The organism is Aeromonas sp. FDAARGOS 1411 (genome assembly GCF_019047125.1).
GTDB classification, from domain to species: Bacteria; Pseudomonadota; Gammaproteobacteria; order Enterobacterales; family Aeromonadaceae; genus Aeromonas; species Aeromonas veronii.
On record NZ_CP077214.1, the window covers coordinates 2,694,044 to 2,714,942 of the forward strand.

The window sequence follows — 20,899 nt, forward strand, 5'->3', positions numbered from 1 at the left end:
ACCGTGAGCATCGATCTTGATCAGGCTTTACAAACCTATATCGCCGAGGCACGCGAGTTGCTTGAAGAGATGGAGTCAGCCCTTCTATCACTGGAATCTGAACCTGACAATAGCGAGCTGATTGGTGCCATCTTCCGTGCTGCTCATACCATCAAGGGGTCGGCTGGCCTGTTTGGTCTGCAACCCATCGTCGGGTTTACCCATATCGTCGAGGATCTGCTAGACCAGATACGCAATCAGCAGCTCACCGTCACCTCTCCTCTGATCAAGGATCTGCTGGAGAGCTGTGACCACATCCAGACGCTCATCAGTGTCGTTGCAGAACAGGGCAGCACCTTAAGCAATGGCGATGCCAACCAGGATGAACGGCTGAGGCTCACCCTCACCCGTCATCAGTGCGTCCCCCATGCCACGCTGCCAGATACTGTGCATACGCCGGAACCCAAGATCGAAAAAGAGGGAGGAATTACCAGCTCCGCCTCCCTGTGGCATATCTCCCTGCGTTTTGGCCCCGATGTGCTGCGCAATGGCATGGATCCGGCCGCATTTCTGCGCTATCTCGGCACCCTCGGAACCATATGTTCAGTGGAGACAATCCATCAGGCGCTACCGAATTGGGAACAGTTCGATCCTGAGAATTGCTACCTCGGCTACGAGATAGACTTCGACTCGCAGGCAGACAAGGCGGCCATCAGCGATGTCTTTGAATTTGTCAGAGATGACTGCCAGATCACCATCTTGCCACCCCACAGCAAGATCGCCGAGTTCATCAACCTGATCGAGTCGCTGCCGGAAGATAGCGCCATGCTGGGGCAGTTGTTGGTCAACACCGGCGCCCTCACCGCAGAGGAGTTAGCCAGCGGTCTGCAGGCACAACAAGCGACCCCGGCAGAACAAGCGCCCAAACTCGGGGAGATCCTGATTGCGCAGGGTGCTGTCAACGAAGCCGTCGTCGATGCCGCCCTGAAAAAACAGAACCAGACCAAGGAGAGCAAGAGCAAAGAGGGCCGTTACGTCAGGGTGCATGCCGACAAGCTGGACGATCTAATCAATCTGGTCGGGGAGTTGGTAGTCGCCAGTTCAGGAGCCAATCTGCTGGCCCAACGCACCCGCGAAAGCCAACTGCAGGAAGCCACCTCGGTCATTGCCATGCTGGTGGAAGAGATCCGCGACAGTGCACTGCGCCTGCGAATGGTGCCTATCGGCGATACCTTCAACCGCTTCCAGCGGGTGGTGCGCGATGTCAGTCAGGAACTGAACAAGGATATCACTCTGGTGATCTCCGGAGCCGAGACCGAACTGGACAAGTCGGTGGTAGAGAAGATCGGCGATCCGCTGATGCATCTGGTCAGAAACTCGATGGATCATGGCATTGAATCGGCAGAGCAACGGCTGCTGGCAGGAAAACCCCCCCGTGGCACCCTGAATCTCAATGCCTATCACGACTCCAACAGTATCGTCATCGAAATTCGGGATGACGGTGCAGGTCTCAACAAAGCCAGGATCCAGCAAAAAGCCATCGAGCGCGGTCTGATCAACCCAACCACCACGCTGACGGATCAGGAGATATACAACCTGATCTTCGAGCCGGGGTTCTCTACCGCCGAGGCGATAACCAACCTCTCCGGTCGCGGGGTTGGCATGGATGTCGTCAAACGCAACATCACTGCCCTGCGCGGCACGGTCGATCTGGACAGCATCCCGGGAAAAGGAACCCGTGTGCAGATCCGCCTGCCGCTTACCCTTGCCATCATCGACGGCTTCCTGGTGCGAGTCTGCGACACCCACTACGTCATTCCCCTCGATATGGTGATCGAGTGCGTTGAATTGACCCAGAGTGCACTGTCCGACACCCAGGGTCGCAATTACATCAATTTGCGTGGCGAGGTGCTGCCCTTTATCCGCCTGCAACACTACTTCGATACCAATGGCAGCAAAGGGAGGCGCGAGAACATTGTCGTGGTCAGCCATGCAGGCAAAAAATCCGGACTGGTGGTGGATGAACTGCTGGGAGAATTCCAGACCGTCATCAAACCGTTGGGGAAATTGTTCCAGCGCCTGCAGGGCATCAGTGGTTCAACCATTCTGGGGGGGGGAGAGGTCGCCCTGATCCTCGACATTCCTTCGCTGATCCAGCACGCAATCACTCAGGAATCCTGTCAGCTCAACAGGTTGACAGTGTCGCGCAACCTGCCTCAATCCAGCATCAACTGAGGGGACCATCATGTTAAAAAATTCCACCATCAAATTGCGTCTTATTGTACTGCTCTGCATGCTCTGCCTGCTGCTGCTGGCCGTTGGCAGCCTCGGGTTATACAACATGCAGAGCAGCAATACCGGGTTGCAGCGCGTTTACAACGACAGGGTGGTTCCCCTCAAGCAGCTGAAGACTATCTCCGACAGCTATGCCGTCTCGATCATCGACAACCTCAACAAGGCCAATGCGGGGCTGATCCCGGCAGAAGAGGCTTTGAAGCAGATACAACAGGCCCAGCAGACAATCAAAAACGAGTGGCATCACTACCAGTCCACCACTCTCACACCGGATGAACAGCGTTTGTCAGCCGAGGCGACAACCCTGTTCAACGCGGCTGATACCGATATTGGCAAGCTGGAGAAATACCTCACCACCCAGCACGGCATGATTACTGGCATGCTGAACAATTTTGACGGTGCCCTCTATGGCTCCATCGACCCGATAGGCAACAAAATCACCGAGCTGGTCAACCTGCAGCTCAATGTGGCCAAGTCGGAATATACCGCAGCGCAATCCTGGTATGACGTGATGCTGATAACCATGGCGGTGGTTATCGCGGTCGGCATCGCACTCGCAGCCTGGTTTGGCACCCTGCTGATCCAAAGCATCGTCACCCCTATCGAACAGGCTCTGCGCGTGGCCAATAGTCTGGCCGATGGCAATCTGGATGTATCGATCCAGATAGACTCCAACGATGAAGCGGGTCAGCTCTTGATGGCGATGGATAACATGGTCAAGAAACTGGGGGCCTTGATCACGGATATCGAGACGCTGGTCACCGCCGCTGTCGAACAGGGCGACTTCAGCCACAAGATTGCGCTGGAGGATCGTCAGGGCTACATCAAGCGGGTATCAGAGCTGCTGAATCGCCTCTCCCATGTGACAGATACCAGCCTGGAAGATGTGATGCGCATCGCCACCGCGCTCTCCAAGGGTGATCTGACCCAACGGATCGATGAGCCCTACCCAGGTATTTTCGGCCAGACCAAAGACGGCCTCAACCGGACCATCACTGCGCTGACCAATATCATCGAAGAGGTACGCAACGCCGCCGACAACCTGACCAATGCCTCCAATCAGGTGAGCAACACGGCGCAGGCATTGAGCCAAGCCACCAGCGAGCAAGCGGCCAGCGTTGAAGAGACCAGCGCCTCTATCGAGCAGATGAGCGCCAGCATCAATCAGAACACCGAGAACGCCAAGATCACCGACAGCATGGCCAGCAACTCGGTGTTGGAGGCCACCGAAGGGGGCCAATCCGTTCAACAGACGGTGACCGCCATGCAGCAAATCGCCAAGAAAGTCAGCATCATCGACGACATTGCCTACCAGACCAACCTGCTTGCCCTCAACGCCGCCATCGAGGCGGCTCGCGCCGGAGAGCATGGCAAAGGCTTCGCGGTGGTTGCTGCCGAGGTGAGAAAACTGGCAGAACGCAGCCAGATCGCTGCGCAGGAGATTGGCGAGCTCTCCTCCGACAGCGTCAGCAAGGCAGAGAGGGCTGGCAACCTGCTGGAAAGGATCGTCCCCTCCATTCGCAAAACCTCTGATCTGGTACAAGAGATCAATGCCGCCTCAGGTGAACAGGCCAGCGCAGCCAACCAGATTAGTCTGGCCATGAACCAGCTTAATCAAGTGACACAGCAGAATGCGGCCAGTAGCGAGGAACTGGCGGCCACGGCCGAAGAGATGAGCTCGCAAGCCAGCGAACTGCAGCAAACCATGGCCTTTTTTGCTCTGGAGAAAAGTGCGCAGCTCAACACCAGGCCCAATGAAACCGGCCACAAGGGCATGCCTCCCAGAGGCAGTTTCATCGCCCCCCCACAAAGGGCCAGCCAGCCCAATCAACCATCATCCCATTCCATTGATGACGCGGATTTTGTCCGCTTTTAACCGGAGGCGACCATGCATACATCCACCGACATCACGGTGCCATCAGCGGCCGCTGACGAGAGCAGTGGCGATGCCCAGTACCTGACATTTCTGATCAACAACGAGATGTTCGCCATCAATATTCTGGGGGTCAAAGAGATCATCGAATACGGCAATATCACTCCGGTTCCGATGATGCCGGGTTTTATTCGCGGCGTAATCAACCTCAGAGGAGCGGTAGTGTCGGTCGTAGACTTGAATGCCCGCTTTGGCAATGCACCTTCGGTCATCACTCGCCGCAGTTGCATCGTCATTATTGAGGGGGTGGCCCCGCAGGGCGATGAACCTCTAGGTCAGGATATTGGCGTTGTGGTGGATTCCGTATCGGAAGTACTGGGTATCCCACAAGCAGATATCGAGCCCCCACCCAGTTTTGGTGCCCGCATCCGGGCCGATTTCATCAGCGGCATGGGCAAGGTCAACGGCAAATTCGTCATCCTCATCGATACCGGGAAAGTGTTGTCACTCGATGAGATGGCTCAACTCAACGAACTGGCACAGCCACAGGCAAGGTTGCCACAAGGCAACCTGCAACCCTCCTGAACAGGCCTCCATACTCCACGACATGCAGCATAAGGAAACGCTCATGACCCAATCACTCTTAGGAAAACTCTTCGGAGACAATACCACCGAAGTGAAGCAGCGGACCCAGTTACTCGACGCAATCGGCCAGCTGCAACACGCAGTCCTGGCAGAGCAGGTTCCAGCACCACTCGATCTTTCCGGTATGGACAGTCCCTTTCGTGAAGTAGGACATGCCATCAACGAGGTGGTCACCTTGCTCAGCGACAAGCTGGAACAGAGCCGCAACGACATTAAAAAGAACCAGGTGCTGCTCCATGAGAACCAGCTGGTTCGCAAAGCCCTCGACTGCGCCAGTACCAACGTGATGATTGCCGATACCAACCTCGACATTATCTATATGAACGAGGCAGTGACCGGCATGCTCAATCAGGCTGAGACCGACATCAAGAAAGAGCTATACAGCTTCAACGCCAATCAGCTGATGGGTGCCAACATCGACAGCTTTCATAAAAATCCCGGCCATCAGCGCGCCATGCTGGCCAAACTCAACAGCACCTACCGCACCCAGATACAGCTGGGGGGGCGCACCTTCTCCCTGATCGCCAATCCGGTCTTCAACGATACCGGTGAACGGTTGGGGTCCGTGGTCGAATGGGCCGACAGAACCAAGGAGGTGATGATAGAGAAAGAGATGTCCGACATTGTGCAGGCCGTGATCAATGGCGAGCTGCACCGCAGGATGGAACTTGCTGGCAAGAGCGGCTTCTTTCAGGCGATGGGAGAAGGGATCAATCAAATTGCCAACGTGATCGACAGTACCCTCAACGATGTCATCCGGATCGTGCAATGTCTGGCAAAAGGGGATCTGACCCAGCAGATTGAGGCGGACTACCCCGGCGTGTTTGGCACCACCAAGGATGCGCTCAATACAACCATCGCCTCCTTGACCAAGATTGTTACCGAAGTACGCGGCGCCTCTGACAACCTCTCCAGTGCCGCCGAGCAGGTAAGCGCGACCGCCCAGTCGATCAGCCAATCCAGCAGTGAACAGGCCTCCAGCATGGAGGAGACCAGCGCCTCCATCGAGCAGATGAGCGCCAGCATCAACCAGAATACCGACAATGCCCAGGTCACCGATGGCATGGCCAGCAAGGCAGCCAAAGAAGCCGTAGAGGGAGGAGAAGCGGTCAAACTGACTGTGGATGCCATGAAGCAGATCGCCAGACGGATTGGCATCATCGATGACATCGCCTACCAGACCAACCTGCTGGCACTCAACGCAGCTATCGAAGCGGCGCGGGCAGGCGATCACGGCAAAGGCTTTGCCGTAGTGGCGGCGGAGGTGCGCAAACTGGCCGAACGCAGCCAGGTTGCAGCCCAGGAGATTGGCGAGCTGGCCTCCAGCAGTGTCGAGATGGCGGAAAAAGCCGGTCGTTTGCTGGATCAGATGGTTCCTTCCATCAACAAGACCTCGGATCTGGTGCAGGAGATCAGTGCCGCATCTAATGAGCAGTCTACCGGCGTTAGCCAGATCAACCTTGCGATGAGCCAGCTGAGTCAGGTTACCCAGCAGAACGCTTCTTGTAGCGAAGAGCTGGCTGCCACAGCAGAAGAGATGAGCAGCCAGGCTGAACAGCTGCAACTGGCCATGGAGTTCTTTACCCTGGAGGCCCACGCCAAAGAAGGTAAAGCAGCCACCTCGCATCTTCACCCCAATACCCGAGGTCGCTTTATGAACGAGAGCAATGCCAACAGTCGGGAACGAGCCGCCACCGTCCAACGCCCCATCGGCGATGGCGATTTTGTCCGGTTCTAGTCACGGGAGAGGCGTTGCCTCTCCCATCTCCGACCACACAGGTAGAGGGACTGTTTTTTGTATCAAACCCAGCTGCATGATGATGAGTTCTCCCGTTTCCAACGCTGGCTTCATCAAACGGCGGGGATAGAGCTGTCTCCAGCCAAGAAGGCGCTGGTGGCCAGCCGCCTGGCGAAACGCCTCTGCCACTATGAGCTCGATAGTTATGACGACTACTTCCAGCTCATCATGAACGATCGCAGCAGCGAACTGCAGTTGGCGCTCGATCTGCTGACCACCAACGAAACCTACTTTTTCAGGGAGCCCAAACACTTCGAGTTTCTGACGCGGGAGATAGTCTCAGCGCTCCCGCCCGAGCAACCACTGCGGGTCTGGAGCGCTGCCAGCTCATCCGGCGAGGAGCCCTACAGTCTGGCCATGACCCTCGCGGAAAAACGCAGCACCTTCAACTGGGAGATCCTGGCCTCCGATATCTCGTCCCGGGTGCTGGAACAGGCGATGAGCGGGCGCTACCCCATCGAGCGGGCGCAAAATATTCCACTGCCCTTATTGATGAAATATTGCCTCAAGGGTGTTGGCCTGCAAGAGGGCATCTTCATCATCGATCGCAAGTTGCGGGACAAGGTGCAGTTCATGCAGATCAACCTCAATCAGGATCTGCCGGACATCGGCATGTTTGACGTCATCTTCATCAGAAACGTGATGATCTACTTCAACAAGGAGACCAAAGGGCAAGTATTGCAGCGGCTGGTACCCAGACTCAAACCCGGTGGCTACCTGCTGGTGAGCCACGCCGAGAGCCTGCACGGCCTGCACCACGGCCTGCAGCTTGTCTCTCCTTCAATCTATCAGAAGAGATAAGTCATGACTCGGGAGGTGATCCTGCAACCGGGAGAACTCTTTTTTGGCAAGGAGGATGTGGTGGTCAGAACCTTACTGGGCTCCTGTATTGCCATCACCTTGTGGCATCCGGAGCAGAAACAGGGAGGAATGTGTCACTACATGCTGCCAAGTCGGCGCAATCTCTCTGCCAAGCTGGATGGGCGCTATGCCGATGAGGCCCTCGCCTTGCTGCTGCAAGCGGCCAGTCACTATCCCGCCCCCATCCATGAATATGAGGCCAAGTTGTTCGGGGGTGGCAACATGTTTACCGAGCCTCAATACGCACAGAGCGACAACAATGTCGCCACCAAAAATATTCAGGCAGCCTGGCAGCTGACCCGACACCTTGGCCTTGATATCAAGGCTCATCATCTTGGCCATAGCGGCCACCGAAGCTTGCTCTTTGAGCTCAGCAACGGCAGTGTCTGGCTCCGCCATCATCGTCTGCCACATCAACGGGAGTCGCGAGAATGAAGCAGATCCGGGTCATGCTGGTGGATGATTCCGCCGTGGTCAGACAGGTATTGCAAGCGGTGCTGGAGCAGGAGCCTGATATCCGGGTGATCGCCACAGCATCAGATCCCCTGTTTGCCCAGGAAAAACTGAAGAAAGAGTGGCCTGACGTCATCGTGCTTGATGTGGAGATGCCCCGTATGGACGGCATAACCTTTCTCACCAAGATCATGGCGGAGCATCCCACCCCGGTGGTGATCTGCTCCTCCCTCACCGAAAAGGGGGCCGAGACAACCTTGCAGGCAATGGCTGCCGGCGCGGTGGACATCATCACCAAGCCGACCATGGGGATAAAAAGCTTTCTGCAAGAATCTGCCCACGACCTGGCTATGGCGGTACGTGCTGCGGCCCAGGCCAACCTCAAGCGCGTGGGCAAGCCCTCCTCTGTACCGGTCAGCACCAAACTCAACGCGGATGCCATGCTGGCGCCCAACCAGCACGCCATGGCACAAACCACCGAACGGCTCATCGCCATCGGCACCTCGACCGGCGGCACCCAGGCGCTGGAAGCAGTGCTGACAGCCTTGCCCCGGGTCAGCCCCGGCATTGTCATCGTGCAGCACATGCCGGAAAAATTTACCGCCATGTTTGCCGAACGCCTGAACGGGGTCTGCCAGATAGAAGTACGGGAGGCGAGGAACAATGACCGGGTGATCCCGGGGCTGGCGCTGATTGCCCCCGGAGGCAAGCATATGCTGCTCAAACGCAGCGGTGCCTACTATCACGTCGAGGTGGTCGACGGGCCGCTTATCAACCGCCATCGCCCCTCGGTGGATGTGCTGTTTCGCTCCGTCGCCAAATATGCCGGCAAGAATGCCACCGGCATCATCATGACCGGCATGGGGGATGACGGAGCCCGGGGATTGCGCGAGATGCTGGATGCGGGTGCCAACACCTATGCCCAGGATGAGGCATCCTGCGTGGTCTTCGGCATGCCCAAGGAGGCGATCAAGCTGGGAGCTGCTCGCCATGTGCTCCCCTTGCAAGAGATGCAATACGCCATCCTCGGCAAGTAATCCCTTATCGCGCGTTTTGACCATAAAAAAGTCCGGCTCCCCAAGGGGAGCCGGACTTTTTACATCAACCGGAACCAATCCGGTATCAGGCGAGCAGATTACTCTGCAGCAGGCGCTTCTTCAGCGGCCGGAGCGGCGTCAGCAGCAGGTGCAGCTGCTTCGGTCGGGGCGTTCGCTTCCTTGATGGAGAGACGTACACGGCCCTGACGGTCCACTTCCAGTACCTTCACCTTGACCACGTCACCGATGGTCAGATGGTCAGCCACGTTCTGCACGCGAGCGTCGGTGATCTGGGAGATGTGTACCAGACCATCTTTGCCCGGCAGAATGTTGACGAATGCACCAAAATCGGCCAGACGGACAACTTTACCTTCATAGATGCGGTTCACTTCGATCTCGGCGGTGATGGCCTCGATGCGACGGATCGCTTCCATGGCAGCTTCGTTGGCCACGGCGGAGATACGTACAGTACCGTCATCATCCAGCTCGATGTTGGTGCCGGTCTCTTCGGTCAGCGCACGGATCACGGAACCACCCTTACCGATCACGTCCTTGATCTTCTCTGGATTGATCTTGATGGTGTGGATACGCGGTGCGAAATCAGAGATCTGGGCACGGGGAGCCTGGATTGCTTCATCCATCACTTTGAGGATGTGCAGACGGGCGCCACGAGCTTGCTTCAGGGCAATCTCCATGATCTCTTTGGTGATGCCTTCGATCTTGATGTCCATCTGCAGCGCGGTCACACCTTCGGTGGTACCGGCTACTTTGAAGTCCATGTCGCCCAGGTGATCTTCGTCACCCAGAATGTCAGACAGCACGACGAAACCTTCTTCTTCCTTCACCAGACCCATGGCGATACCGGCGACGGAGGCCTTGATCGGCACACCGGCATCCATCAGCGCCAGGGAGGAACCACAGACAGACGCCATGGAGGAGGAGCCGTTGGATTCGGTGATTTCAGAGACCACGCGCACCACGTACGGGAACTCGGCGGCGCTCGGCATCACGGCAGCAACGCCGCGCTTGGCCAGACGGCCGTGACCGATTTCACGACGCTTCGGGCTACCCATCATGCCGGTCTCACCGACGCAGTATGGCGGGAAGTTGTAGTGCAGCATGAAGCGATCGGCACGGTTGCCGGTCAGCTCGTCGATGTTCTGGGCGTCACGCTCGGTACCCAGGGTCGCAACGACCATAGCCTGGGTTTCACCACGAGTGAACAGGGCAGAACCGTGAGCACGGGGCAATACGCCGGTAGCGACAGACAGGGCACGGATCATTTCCGGATCGCGACCGTCGATACGCGGCTCACCACGTACGACACGACCACGAACGATGCGGCTTTCCAGGCTGTGGAACTCTTCGCCAATCTTCTTGGCATCTTCTTCCACACCTGACGCGATAACTTGCTCAACCACACGGCCCTTGATGGCAGCGATGGTTTCGTAACGAACAGCCTTCTCGGTGATGCGGTAGGCTTCACCCAGCTCGGCGCTCGCCAGCTCGGCAACCTTGGCTTTCAGCGCTTCGTTGACGGCAGGCGGAGTCCAGTCCCACGGCTTGGTGCCGACGGCAGCGGCAAACTCGTTGATCGCATTGATCACGGTCTGCATCTGCTCGTGACCGTATACCACGGCGCCCAGCATCACTTCTTCGGAGAGGATGGCCGCTTCGGACTCAACCATCAGCACGGCATTGGCAGTACCGGCAACCACCAGATCCAGATCGCTCTGCGGCAGTTCGGTAGTGGTCGGGTTCAGCACATACTGACCGTTCATGTAACCCACGCGAGCAGCACCGATCGGGCCGCCAAACGGGATACCGGAGATGGCCAGTGCAGCAGAGGCACCGATCATGGCAACGATGTCGGGGGATACGGCCGGATTCACGGACATTACGGTCGCAACGACCTGAACCTCATTGAGGAAGCCTTCCGGGAACAGCGGACGAATAGGACGGTCGATCAGACGGGAGATGAGGGTCTCGCCTTCGCTCGGACGGCCTTCACGACGGAAGAAACCACCCGGGATACGACCAGCAGCATAGGTACGCTCCTGGTAGTTGACGGTCAGCGGGAAGAAATCACGGCCGTGATCGGCCTCTTTCTTGCCGACTACGGTCACAAATACGCAGGTATCGTCCATGCTGACCATAACGGCCGCAGTGGCTTGACGGGCCATCACACCGGTTTCCAGAGTGACGGTGTGTTGACCGTACTGGAATGACTTTACAATAGGATTCACGTGAATTTCCTTTTTACAATTTGGCTCTTTAAATTCGCGCACAAGTATACTTGATTCGATGCAAAAGGTAAGCGGCGACGCGAATTCTGTGAGGCAGGCAACGGCTTGAAGAGCAATAAAAAAGGGGAACCTGACGGTTCCCCTTTTTCGCGAAATCTGAAGGTCGATTAACGACGCAGACCCAGCTTGGCGATCAGAGCAGCATAACGCTCGGAATCTTTACGCTTCAGGTAGTCCAGCAGCTTACGACGCTGGGAAACCATGCGCAGCAGACCGCGACGACCGTGGTGGTCCTTGGAGTGCTCTTTGAAGTGACCTTGCAGATGGTTGATCTGGGCAGTCAGCAGGGCAACTTGCACTTCGGGGGAACCGGTGTCGTTGGCGCAACGAGCGTTGTCAGCAACGATTTGAGCTTTGATCTCAGCATTTAGAGACATGGTAATACTCCAGTAGAGTGTTTAAAGGTTCACAGCCAATCTCTAATTCAGCCGTGAAATGAGGGCGGTATCATAATCGTCCCCGCCCCTTTTCGCAACGATAAAGAGGCGAAACGGGAAAGACGCGCTGATACCGACTGAGGATCACTCCTCGTCGTGATAACGCACCAGTCGCTTGGGAGCGACGCGGCCATCATCATCAATCTCGCCAACCCCGATGAACTCGCGCTCCGGGCCGACCGTCATGCGAACCTGACCGCTTTGCGGCGCACCTGCCACCTGCACGGCCTGGCCCTGATTCACATAGGCAGCCACAACAGCCAGCATGTTCACCTCGGGCAAGCTTGCTACGGCGGTGTCCATCGGCAGCAACAGCGGATCCAGCTGCTCGCGCGGCGGGATGCTCTCGGCCTTGGCCTGCTCGAAAATGCACTCGAGTTGCTCCAGCGTCAGCATCCGCTCGTACGGATAGCTGGCCACCTGGGTACGACGCAACTGGGTCACGTGGGCGCCACAACCCAGCACTTCACCCAGATCATCCACCAGAGAGCGGATGTAGGTGCCCTTGCTGCAGTGCACTTCAAGGCGCACCTCATCACCTTCAAAGCTCAGCAGTTTGAGCTCGAATACGGTGATGGGACGGGCTTCACGCTCAATCTCGATGCCTTCGCGGGCATATTCGTAGAGCGGACGGCCGTTGTGCTTGAGCGCGGAGTACATGGACGGCACCTGCATGATGGGGCCACGGAACTGGTCCAGCGCCTCGATCAGGGTACCGACAGCCACGTTCACCGGACGGGTGGAGACCACCTCACCATCGGAGTCGCTGGTGTTGGTGCGCTCGCCCAGTTTGGCGGTCACCTCATAGCGTTTGTCCGCTTCCAGCAGATACTGGGAGAACTTGGTGGCCTCGCCGAGGCAGATCGGCAGCATGCCGGTCGCCAGCGGATCCAGTGCGCCGGTGTGACCGGCCTTGGCGGCGTTGTAGATGCGCTTGACCTTCTGCAACACATCGTTGGAGGTCAGGCCGGTCGGCTTGTCCAGCAGCAGAATGCCGTGCACATCACGGCCCTTGAAACGACGTCTTCGGGTCATCTCAGGCTTTATCCTCAGTCGTGTCATCCGGTGCGGATTCAGCTTCTTCGTCACGGCCGGATTCGGCCATGCGACGCTTGTCTTCACGCACAGTGTTGGTCACCAGGTTGGAGAGACGCATCCCCTCGACCAGGGTCTGGTCGTAGAAGAAACGCAGCTCGGGCACCACGCGCAGACGCATGGCACTGCCCAGCAGACTACGGATATATCCGGCTGCTTCGGTCAGACCCTGCAAGCCTTCCTTGATGCGCTCGGCATCATTTTCCAGCTGCAAGAAGGTGACGTAAATCTTGGCATAGTTGAGGTCACGGGACACTTCCACATCGGAAACGGTCACCATGCCGATGCGCGGGTCTTTCACCTCGCGCTGCAGGATCAGCGCAATTTCACGCTGGATCTGCTGTCCGACCCGACGGGTCCGGCTGAATTCTCTGGCCATATTCTATCCTGCGATAAAAGGGGGCCGCGGCCCCCTATTTTGTCTAACTCTCGGCTTACAGAGTCCGTTGGATTTCAACAGTCTCATAAACTTCGATCTGGTCGCCTTCGCGCACGTCGTTGTAGTTCTTGACCGCGATACCACACTCGTAGCCGTTGCGAACTTCGTTGACGTCATCCTTGAAGCGGCGCAGGGATTCCAGTTCGCCTTCATAGATAACCACGTTGTCACGCAGAACACGGATACGGTTGGAGCGCTTGACCACACCTTCGGTAACCATACAGCCGGCAACTGCGCCGAACTTCGGAGACTTGAAGACGCTACGCACTTCGGCCAGACCGATGATTTCCTGACGATACTCAGGGGCCAGCTTGCCGCTCATGGCCTGCTTCACTTCGTCGATCAGGTCATAGATGACGGAGTAGTAACGCAGATCCAGGCTCTCGGATTCGATGACCTTGCGCGCAGATGCGTCGGCACGGACGTTGAAACCAACCAGAATGGCGCTGGAAGCAGCAGCCAGGGTCGCGTCGGTTTCGGTGATACCACCTACGCCGGAACCCACGATCTTCACCTTCACTTCGTCGGTGGAGAGTTTGACCAGCGCATCGCAGATCGCTTCCACAGAACCTTGTACGTCGGCCTTGATCACCACGTTCACTTCGGACACTTCGCCCTCGGTCATGTTGGCGAACATGTTTTCCAGCTTGGCCTTCTGCTGGCGAGCCAGCTTGACTTCGCGGAACTTGCCCTGACGATAGAGCGCCACTTCACGGGCTTTCTTCTCGTCACGGACAACGGTGGCTTCGTCACCGGCAGAGGGTACGCCGGACAGACCCAGAATCTCTACCGGCAGGGACGGACCCGCTTCCTTGATCTCGCGACCCAGTTCGTCACGCATGGCGCGAACACGGCCGTACTCGAGACCACACAGAACGATGTCGCCCTGACGCAGAGTACCTTCTTGTACCAGTACGGTAGCAACCGGACCACGACCTTTATCCAGGAAGGATTCGATCACGACGCCGTTGGCCATGCCGTCAACCACCGCTTTCAGCTCCAGTACTTCGGCCTGGATCAGAATGGCTTCCAGCAGGTCGTCGATGCCTTCGCCAGACTTGGCGGATACGTGCACGAACTGGCAGTCTCCACCCCAATCTTCGGACATGACGTTGTAACGGGCCAGTTCGGTCTTGACGCGATCCGGATCCGCTTCAGGCTTGTCGATCTTGTTGACCGCAACAACCAGCGGTACACCAGCAGCCTTGGCGTGCTGGATAGCTTCGATGGTTTGCGGCATCACGCCGTCGTCAGCTGCAACAACCAGAACAACGATATCGGTCGCCTTGGCACCACGAGCACGCATGGAGGTAAACGCCGCGTGACCCGGGGTATCCAGGAAGGTGATCATGCCACTGTCGGTCTGGACGTGGTAAGCACCGATATGCTGGGTAATACCACCGGCTTCGCCAGCAGCAACCTTGGCTTTACGAATGTAGTCGAGCAGCGAGGTCTTACCGTGGTCAACGTGACCCATGATGGTAACGACCGGTGCGCGCGGCTTGGCTTCGGAGGTCTCGTCACGATCGGACAGTACCGCCTCTTCCAGCTCGTTCTCACGACGCAGCACAACCTTGTGACCCATCTCCTCGGCGACCAGCTGAGCGGTCTCCTGGTCGATCACCTGGTTGATGGTGGCCATGGCACCCATCTTCATCATCACCTTGATGACTTCAACGCCCTTGACAGCCATCTTGTTGGCCAGCTCGGCCACAGTGATGGTCTCGCCGATGACGACATCGCGGTTCACCACGGCAGCCGGCTTGTTGAAACCGTGCTTCATGGCGTTCGGCATGGCAACCTTGCCGCGCTTGCCTTTACGGGCACGCGGGTTACGAGAGTCGCGATCATCTTCACGACGACCGGCTTTCTTCGGTGCCTTGGCAGCTGCGGCAGTGCGGCGGCTGGTCTCTTCTTTCCGATCCAACTCGTCTTCTGCGGCTTGCGCATGCTTGTTGGTGGTCAGATGGTAGTCGCTGCTCTCTTTGGCGCGAGCGGCCTCTTCTTCAGCCCAGCGGGCTGCGTTCTGTTCCGCCATGAGACGAGCCTCTTCGGCTTTCTTGGCGGCGAGTTCTTCAGCTTTTTTCAAAGCTGTTTGTTCCTGTTGGCGCTTCAGTTCTTCTGCTTCGCGCTTGGCCATCTTTTCTGCCTCTTGCTGAGCTGTGCTACTGGCTGCTTTGGCGGGCTGTGAAGCCTGTCGAGCCTTTGATTGTGCCTCGATCCGCGCCTTTTCCTCAGCTTCACGACGAGCTTGCTCAGCCTCACGGCGAGCCTTCTCTTCAGCTTCGAGGCGAGCCTTCTCTTCGGCCTCGCGACGAGCTTTTTCTTCTGCTTCCAAACGCGCTGTTTCCTCGGCTTCCGCCTGACGCTGTTCATCTTCCAGCGCCGAGCGTCTTACATAGGTGCGAGACTTGCGCACTTCTACCTGCACTTCCTTGTTCTTGCCGCCAGTCCCCTGAACACTGATGGTGCTCTTGGTCTTGCGCTGCAAGGTCATGCGGGCAGGAGCGGCGACCTCGTCACCTCCATGCTGTTTCTTCAGGTGTGCCAGCAGAGCCTGTTTCTCAGACTCGCTGACCATGTCGTCGGCCTTGCTCTTGCTGATACCGGCATCGACAAACTGCTGGAGAAGACGATCAACCGGTGTGTCGATGTCAGTGGCAAGTTGTTTGACTGATACTTCTGCCATTCATTTTCCTCCGTTTGATCTTACTCGGACTGCTCTTCTCCGAACCAACAGATATTGCGAGCAGCCATAATGAGCTCACCTGCCTTCTCGGCAGTCAGCCCTTCAATATCAGCAAGGTCATCGATACCTTGCTCAGCCAAATCTTCCAGGGTACCCACGCCATGGCCCGCCAGAGCGTAAGCCAGTTCGCGGCTCAGACCGTTCAGATTGAGCAGCTCTTCGGACGGCTCAACGCCATCGAAAGACTCTTCTTTGGCCAGTGCCTTGGTAGTCAGGGCATCTTTGGCGCGCTTGCGCAGCTCTTCGACCATGTCTTCATCCAGACCGTCGATAGCCAGCAGCTCGTTGACCGGTACAAAGGCGATCTCTTCCAGGGTAGAGAAGCCCTCTTCCATCAGCAGACCGGCGAAATCGTCGTCGATATCCAGGGTGCTGGTGAACAGGTTCATGATGCGGTCGTTTTCGGCCTGGTGCTTGGCACGCATGTCCTCAACGGTCATCACATTCAGCTCCCAACCGGTCAGCTGGGAGGCCAGACGCACGTTCTGACCATTGCGACCGATGGCCTGAGCCAGGTTGGCAGCTTCCACGGCGATATCCATGGTGTGGTTGTCTTCATCAACGATGATGGAGGCCACATCGGCAGGTGCCATGGCATTGATCACGTACTGGGCCGGGTTGTCATCGTACAGCACGATGTCGGCGCGCTCACCGCTCAGCTCGGCGGAGACAGCTTGCACACGGGCACCACGCATGCCGATACAGGCACCGATCGGGTCGATACGACGATCGTTGGTCTTCACCGCGATCTTGGCGCGGGAACCCGGGTCACGGGCTGCGCCCATGATTTCGATCATCTCTTCACCGATCTCCGGTACTTCGATACGGAACAGCTCTTTCAGGAAGTCCGGGCTGGAACGGCTGACAAACAGCTGGGAACCACGGGCTTCCGGACGCACTGCATAGAGCAGGCCACGGACACGGTCGCCCGGGCGGAAGGTTTCACGCGGCAGCATGTCATCACGGAAGATCACGGCTTCAGCATTGCTGCCCAGATCCAGGATGACGTTGTCACGGTTACTCTTCTTGACCACACCACTGATGATGGTGCCTTCTTTATCTTTAAACTGATCAACTACTTGTGAACGCTCGGCTTCGCGCACTTTCTGCACGATAACCTGCTTGGCGGTCTGGGTAGTGATACGGTCGAAGGTCACAGAGTCGATCTGGTCTTCAACATACTCACCGATCTGGATATCCGGCTGATCAATTTGTGCCGCTTCCAGGGTGATTTCAGCATAGGGGTTTTCCATCGCGGCTTGATCCGCAATGACTACCCAGCGGCGATAAGTGTCGTAGTCACCGGTCTTGCGATCGATTTCGACCCGAACTTCAATCTCGCCTTCATATTTCTTCTTGGTCGCAGTCGCCAGCGCGGTTTCCAGAGCCTGGAAGATCTTCTCGCGGGGTACAGCTTTCTCGTTGGATACTGCGTCAACGACCAGCAAAATCTCTTTATTCATATCCGATAGCCTCGTTAACCAAAGTTCGGCACTATGTTCGCTTTTTGGATATTGGTGAAAGCCAACACGTCGTCCTTACCATCTACTGTCAGGGTGATCATGTCGCCTTGCACAGCTTTGATTACGCCTTTGAACTTGCGGCGGTTGTTTGTTGCCATCCGAAGCGTTACCGCCGCCTCTTGGCCAACGTATTTTTCGAAATGGGCAACCTTGAACAGGGGACGATCCAGGCCTGGGGAGGACACCTCGAGGTAGTACTCCTCGGTGATGGGATCTTCGACGTCCATGATGGCGCCAACCTGATGGCTGACCTCAGCACAGTTCTCGACAGTCACACCCTGCTCGCCGTCGATATAGACACGCAAGGTGGAGTGTTTACCCGCACGGATAAACTCAATACCCCAAAGTTCAAAACCCAAGGCAACGACCGGAGCCTCGAGCAGATCGGTCAAACGTTGTTCCAACGTAGCCAAAGTCACCCTCCGAAAAACAAAAAAAGGGCATAAAGCCCAGATAGATATCGATTCAGAGTAAATTGCACATAACAAAAAGCCCCGATGTCAAATCGGGGCTTGGCGCTTTACCCTGATTGTCGCCTCGCAGCGACCGCCTTCCTGAGCGTAGGAAATGCGTGAAATTTGGTTGCGGGGGCCGGATTTGAACCGACGACCTTCGGGTTATGAGCCCGACGAGCTACCATGCTGCTCCACCCCGCGTCCGAAATCGTGCGAGATTATAGCCACTTCACTCTCTCGATACAAGACTGACTGGCTATAATACACTCGGTTTCCCGAGCTCACTGCTTAATTGGTGCCGTGGGCGGGACTCGAACCCGCACACCCTAGAGCACTACCCCCTCAAGATAGCGTGTCTACCAATTCCACCACCACGGCAAAACTCTTACTCGGGAACGTCAGTATCTTTCTTCACTGGCGCTTTGGTCTGCTCAACCTGTTGGGTTTGTTGCAGATTTTCCCACTCACTACCCTGCTTGACCTTGTTGCTGGACATAGATCCGAGCACCAAGCTAATAACGAAAAACAAAGTAGCCAAAATTGCTGTTGTTCGGGTCAGGAAACTGCCTGAACCACCGGAGCCGAATACTGTGTTCGATGCCCCTGCGCCGAAGGAGGCGCCCATATCAGCCCCTTTACCTTGCTGAATCATCACCAGACCAATCAGAGCCAGTGAAACCAGCAGATAAACGACTAAAAGAATCTCGTACATTTAACTTGCACCCTTTGCCGCTTCAACAATTCCTAAAAACGCATCGCTATCGAGGCTTGCTCCGCCAATCAGTCCTCCATCAATGTCGGGCTGTGCAAACAAATCTCTCGCGTTGCTCGGCGTTACGCTCCCACCATAGATGATTCTAACTTTCTCACCTATTACCGGAGTATCCTCCGCCAAGCGACCACGTATAAAGGAATGAACCTCTTGTGCCTGCTCGGGTGTGGCGCATTTACCTGTACCTACAGCCCAAATCGGCTCGTAGGCGATGATAGCATTATCGAAAGCCATCGCGCCATTTTTCTCTATGACGATATCCAGCTCTTCAGCGATCACCTCGAAGGCTCTTCTCGCCTGCCTAGCCGCACCTGATTCACCTAAACAGAGGATGGGAATCAAGCCTGCCGCTCTGGCTGCCGCAAACTTCTCTGCGACGATAAAACTGGTCTCACCAAAGAGACGCCTGCGCTCGGAGTGCCCTACCAATACGTAACGACACCCTGCCTCAACCAGCATCTGACACGATATTTCTCCGGTGTAAGCGCCAGCCGCGTGCTGACTCACATTCTGAGCCCCCAACTTTACTACCTTCTGCTCATTTAGCAGTGAAGCGCTAAAGTCAAGATGCACATGGGAAGGGCAGAGAACCACATCTACTTTTCCGTCAACGCCCTTCAGGCACTGACTCGTAAACTGCTCTAACTGCGACTTACTACCGTGCAACTTCCAGTTGGCTGCTACAAACGGCTTGCGATGTCCCATCGGCAACTCCCTTGCGAAAGCGGGGCTGATAATATCCAGAGGATGCTCAGCTGACAAGTGCTATTTTTAAATTTTTGAATCGTTTGAACAAGATACAACCAGGGCGGCTAAAAAGCCGCCCTGGTTGTTCATTAAAACGCCGATTCAACCTGCTTGGCGATGCGCTGAGCCATATCACGCACCTGCTGTTCATGCTCCCCTTCGACCATGACCCGGATCAGCGGTTCGGTACCTGATTTACGCAACAGTACGCGACCACGACCAGCCAGCTCCTGTTCCACCTTGGCAACCTCAGCCATGACAGCATCAGCGGCCAGCGGATCCTTGCCTTCGGCAAAGCGAACATTCACCAGCACCTGCGGGAACTTGCTCATGCCGGAGCGCAGCTTGGCAAGCGGCATCTCGGCACTGCGCATGGCGGTAAGCACCTGCAAGGCGGCTACGATGCCATCACCCGTAGTGGTCTGATCCAGACAGATAATATGGCCGGAGTTCTCACCACCGATGCGCCAGCCCTTCTCCTCCATCATCTCCAGCACATAGCGGTCACCCACCTTGGCACGGGCAAACGGGATGCCTAGGGTTTGCAGCGCCAGCTCCAGACCCATGTTGGCCATCAGGGTGCCGACGACACCGCCTTTGAGGCGACCATTGCGCAGGGCATCGCGCGCGATGATATAGAGCACTTCATCACCGTCGATGAGATAGCCGGTATGGTCGACCATGATCAGACGGTCACCATCACCATCAAAGGCAACCCCCAGATCGGCCTTGCACTCCAGCACCTTGGCAACCAGTGCGTCAGGCGCAGTCGAGCCGACACCATCGTTGATGTTGAGACCATCCGGGGCACAGCCCATTGTGATCACTTCAGCACCCAGCTCGCGGAAAACCGACGGCGCAATGTGGTAAGTAGCGCCGTGGCCACAGTCGACCACCATTTTCACCCCATCCAGATTCATGTGGGAGGGGAAGGTGCTCTTGCAAAATTCGATATAGCGACCGGCAGCATCATCAATGCGCACCGCTTTGCCAAGTTCGGCAGACTCGACACACTTGAGCTCGTGATCCAGCTCGGCTTCGATAGCCAGCTCGACATCATCGGGCAGCTTGGTGCCATCGGCGGAGAAGAACTTGATGCCGTTGTCGTAGAAGGGGTTGTGGGAAGCGCTGATGACGATGCCAGCTTCGGCACGGAAAGTGCGAGTCAGGTAGGCAACCGCCGGCGTGGGCATGGGCCCCATCAGAATGGCTTTAAGGCCTGCCGCGGAGAGCCCCGCTTCCAGCGCGGATTCCAGCATGTAACCGGAGATGCGGGTATCTTTGCCAATCAGCACCTTTTTGGTGCCCTTCTTGGAGAGCACTTTGCCGGCAGCCCAACCCAATTTCATTACAAAATCAGGGGTGATCGGGTATTCGCCAACCTTGCCGCGCACACCATCGGTACCGAAATACTTTCTTGCCATTGTCTGTTCTC

At 56.7% G+C, this 20,899-nt stretch carries 17 protein-coding genes and 2 tRNA genes; 7 read left to right on the top strand and 12 right to left on the bottom strand.

The features are described from left to right. Nucleotides 1–3: 3 nt before the first annotated feature. Genes I6L41_RS11930 through I6L41_RS11960 form a run of 7 tightly spaced genes read left to right on the top strand, consistent with a single transcriptional unit; the run spans nucleotide 4 to nucleotide 8,941 of the window. Entirely contained in the window at nucleotides 4–2,214 is a 2,211-nt protein-coding gene (locus tag I6L41_RS11930; RefSeq protein ID WP_216959050.1) for a chemotaxis protein CheA, read from the top strand. A 10-nt stretch (nucleotides 2,215–2,224) separates the two neighbouring features. Then, the gene (locus I6L41_RS11935; protein ID WP_216959053.1) at nucleotides 2,225–4,150 is read left to right on the top strand and encodes a methyl-accepting chemotaxis protein; all 1,926 of its coding nucleotides are present in this window, start codon (nucleotides 2,225–2,227) and stop codon (nucleotides 4,148–4,150) included. Between the two features lie 12 nt (nucleotides 4,151–4,162). After that, on the top strand, nucleotides 4,163–4,732 hold the full coding sequence (locus I6L41_RS11940) for a chemotaxis protein CheW (protein ID WP_110303373.1): 570 nt from the start codon (nucleotides 4,163–4,165) through the stop codon (nucleotides 4,730–4,732). A gap of 43 nt (nucleotides 4,733–4,775) precedes the next feature. Then, nucleotides 4,776–6,530, top strand: coding sequence for a methyl-accepting chemotaxis protein (locus I6L41_RS11945; protein WP_216959056.1), 1,755 nt, complete (start codon nucleotides 4,776–4,778; stop codon nucleotides 6,528–6,530). Nucleotides 6,531–6,587: 57 nt separating this feature from the next. Further along, nucleotides 6,588–7,391, top strand: a complete 804-nt coding sequence (locus I6L41_RS11950; RefSeq protein WP_216959059.1) for a protein-glutamate O-methyltransferase CheR — start codon at nucleotides 6,588–6,590, stop codon at nucleotides 7,389–7,391. A 3-nt stretch (nucleotides 7,392–7,394) separates the two neighbouring features. Then, nucleotides 7,395–7,886 (top strand): chemoreceptor glutamine deamidase CheD, encoded by a 492-nt coding sequence (cheD, locus tag I6L41_RS11955; protein WP_216959062.1) that lies wholly within the window; start codon nucleotides 7,395–7,397, stop codon nucleotides 7,884–7,886. After that, on the top strand, nucleotides 7,883–8,941 hold the full coding sequence (locus I6L41_RS11960) for a chemotaxis response regulator protein-glutamate methylesterase (RefSeq protein ID WP_005338795.1): 1,059 nt from the start codon (nucleotides 7,883–7,885) through the stop codon (nucleotides 8,939–8,941). The genes cheD and I6L41_RS11960 overlap by 4 nt, the downstream gene beginning before the upstream one ends. A gap of 98 nt (nucleotides 8,942–9,039) precedes the next feature. Here the strand turns inward: I6L41_RS11960 and pnp are convergent, their stop codons facing one another. The 12 genes from pnp to glmM form a co-directional block, all read right to left on the bottom strand. Beyond that, nucleotides 9,040–11,187, bottom strand: coding sequence for a polyribonucleotide nucleotidyltransferase (gene pnp / locus I6L41_RS11965; protein ID WP_124930101.1), 2,148 nt, complete (start codon nucleotides 11,185–11,187; stop codon nucleotides 9,040–9,042). A gap of 167 nt (nucleotides 11,188–11,354) precedes the next feature. Beyond that, nucleotides 11,355–11,624 carry a 30S ribosomal protein S15 gene (gene rpsO / locus I6L41_RS11970; RefSeq protein WP_005338797.1) on the bottom strand — a complete coding sequence of 90 codons (270 nt, stop codon included), beginning with the start codon at nucleotides 11,622–11,624 and terminating at the stop codon, nucleotides 11,355–11,357. A gap of 144 nt (nucleotides 11,625–11,768) precedes the next feature. Then, a complete protein-coding gene (gene truB, locus I6L41_RS11975) occupies nucleotides 11,769–12,719 on the bottom strand; it encodes a tRNA pseudouridine(55) synthase TruB (protein WP_005338798.1) in 951 nt (316 codons plus the stop codon). A gap of 1 nt (nucleotide 12,720) precedes the next feature. Further along, nucleotides 12,721–13,158, bottom strand: a complete 438-nt coding sequence (gene rbfA / locus I6L41_RS11980; RefSeq protein ID WP_075115420.1) for a 30S ribosome-binding factor RbfA — start codon at nucleotides 13,156–13,158, stop codon at nucleotides 12,721–12,723. Nucleotides 13,159–13,213: 55 nt separating this feature from the next. Then, a complete protein-coding gene (gene infB / locus I6L41_RS11985; protein ID WP_005338806.1) occupies nucleotides 13,214–15,907 on the bottom strand; it encodes a translation initiation factor IF-2 in 2,694 nt (897 codons plus the stop codon). A 20-nt stretch (nucleotides 15,908–15,927) separates the two neighbouring features. Next, a complete protein-coding gene (nusA, locus tag I6L41_RS11990; protein ID WP_216959065.1) occupies nucleotides 15,928–17,430 on the bottom strand; it encodes a transcription termination factor NusA in 1,503 nt (500 codons plus the stop codon). A gap of 14 nt (nucleotides 17,431–17,444) precedes the next feature. After that, complete coding sequence (gene rimP, locus I6L41_RS11995; RefSeq protein WP_005338809.1) at nucleotides 17,445–17,903, bottom strand: ribosome maturation factor RimP; 459 nt, start codon at nucleotides 17,901–17,903, stop codon at nucleotides 17,445–17,447. A 166-nt stretch (nucleotides 17,904–18,069) separates the two neighbouring features. Beyond that, nucleotides 18,070–18,146: transfer RNA gene (locus I6L41_RS12000), tRNA-Met, on the bottom strand. 92 nt (nucleotides 18,147–18,238) lie between these two features. Continuing rightward, nucleotides 18,239–18,323 (bottom strand) — tRNA-Leu (locus I6L41_RS12005). Between the two features lie 7 nt (nucleotides 18,324–18,330). After that, nucleotides 18,331–18,657, bottom strand: coding sequence for a preprotein translocase subunit SecG (gene secG, locus I6L41_RS12010; RefSeq protein ID WP_005338811.1), 327 nt, complete (start codon nucleotides 18,655–18,657; stop codon nucleotides 18,331–18,333). Beyond that, complete coding sequence (gene tpiA / locus I6L41_RS12015) at nucleotides 18,658–19,422, bottom strand: triose-phosphate isomerase (protein WP_216959069.1); 765 nt, start codon at nucleotides 19,420–19,422, stop codon at nucleotides 18,658–18,660. A 131-nt stretch (nucleotides 19,423–19,553) separates the two neighbouring features. Then, nucleotides 19,554–20,888 (bottom strand): phosphoglucosamine mutase, encoded by a 1,335-nt coding sequence (gene glmM, locus I6L41_RS12020; RefSeq protein WP_005338823.1) that lies wholly within the window; start codon nucleotides 20,886–20,888, stop codon nucleotides 19,554–19,556. Between the last annotated feature and the right edge of the window lie 11 nt (nucleotides 20,889–20,899).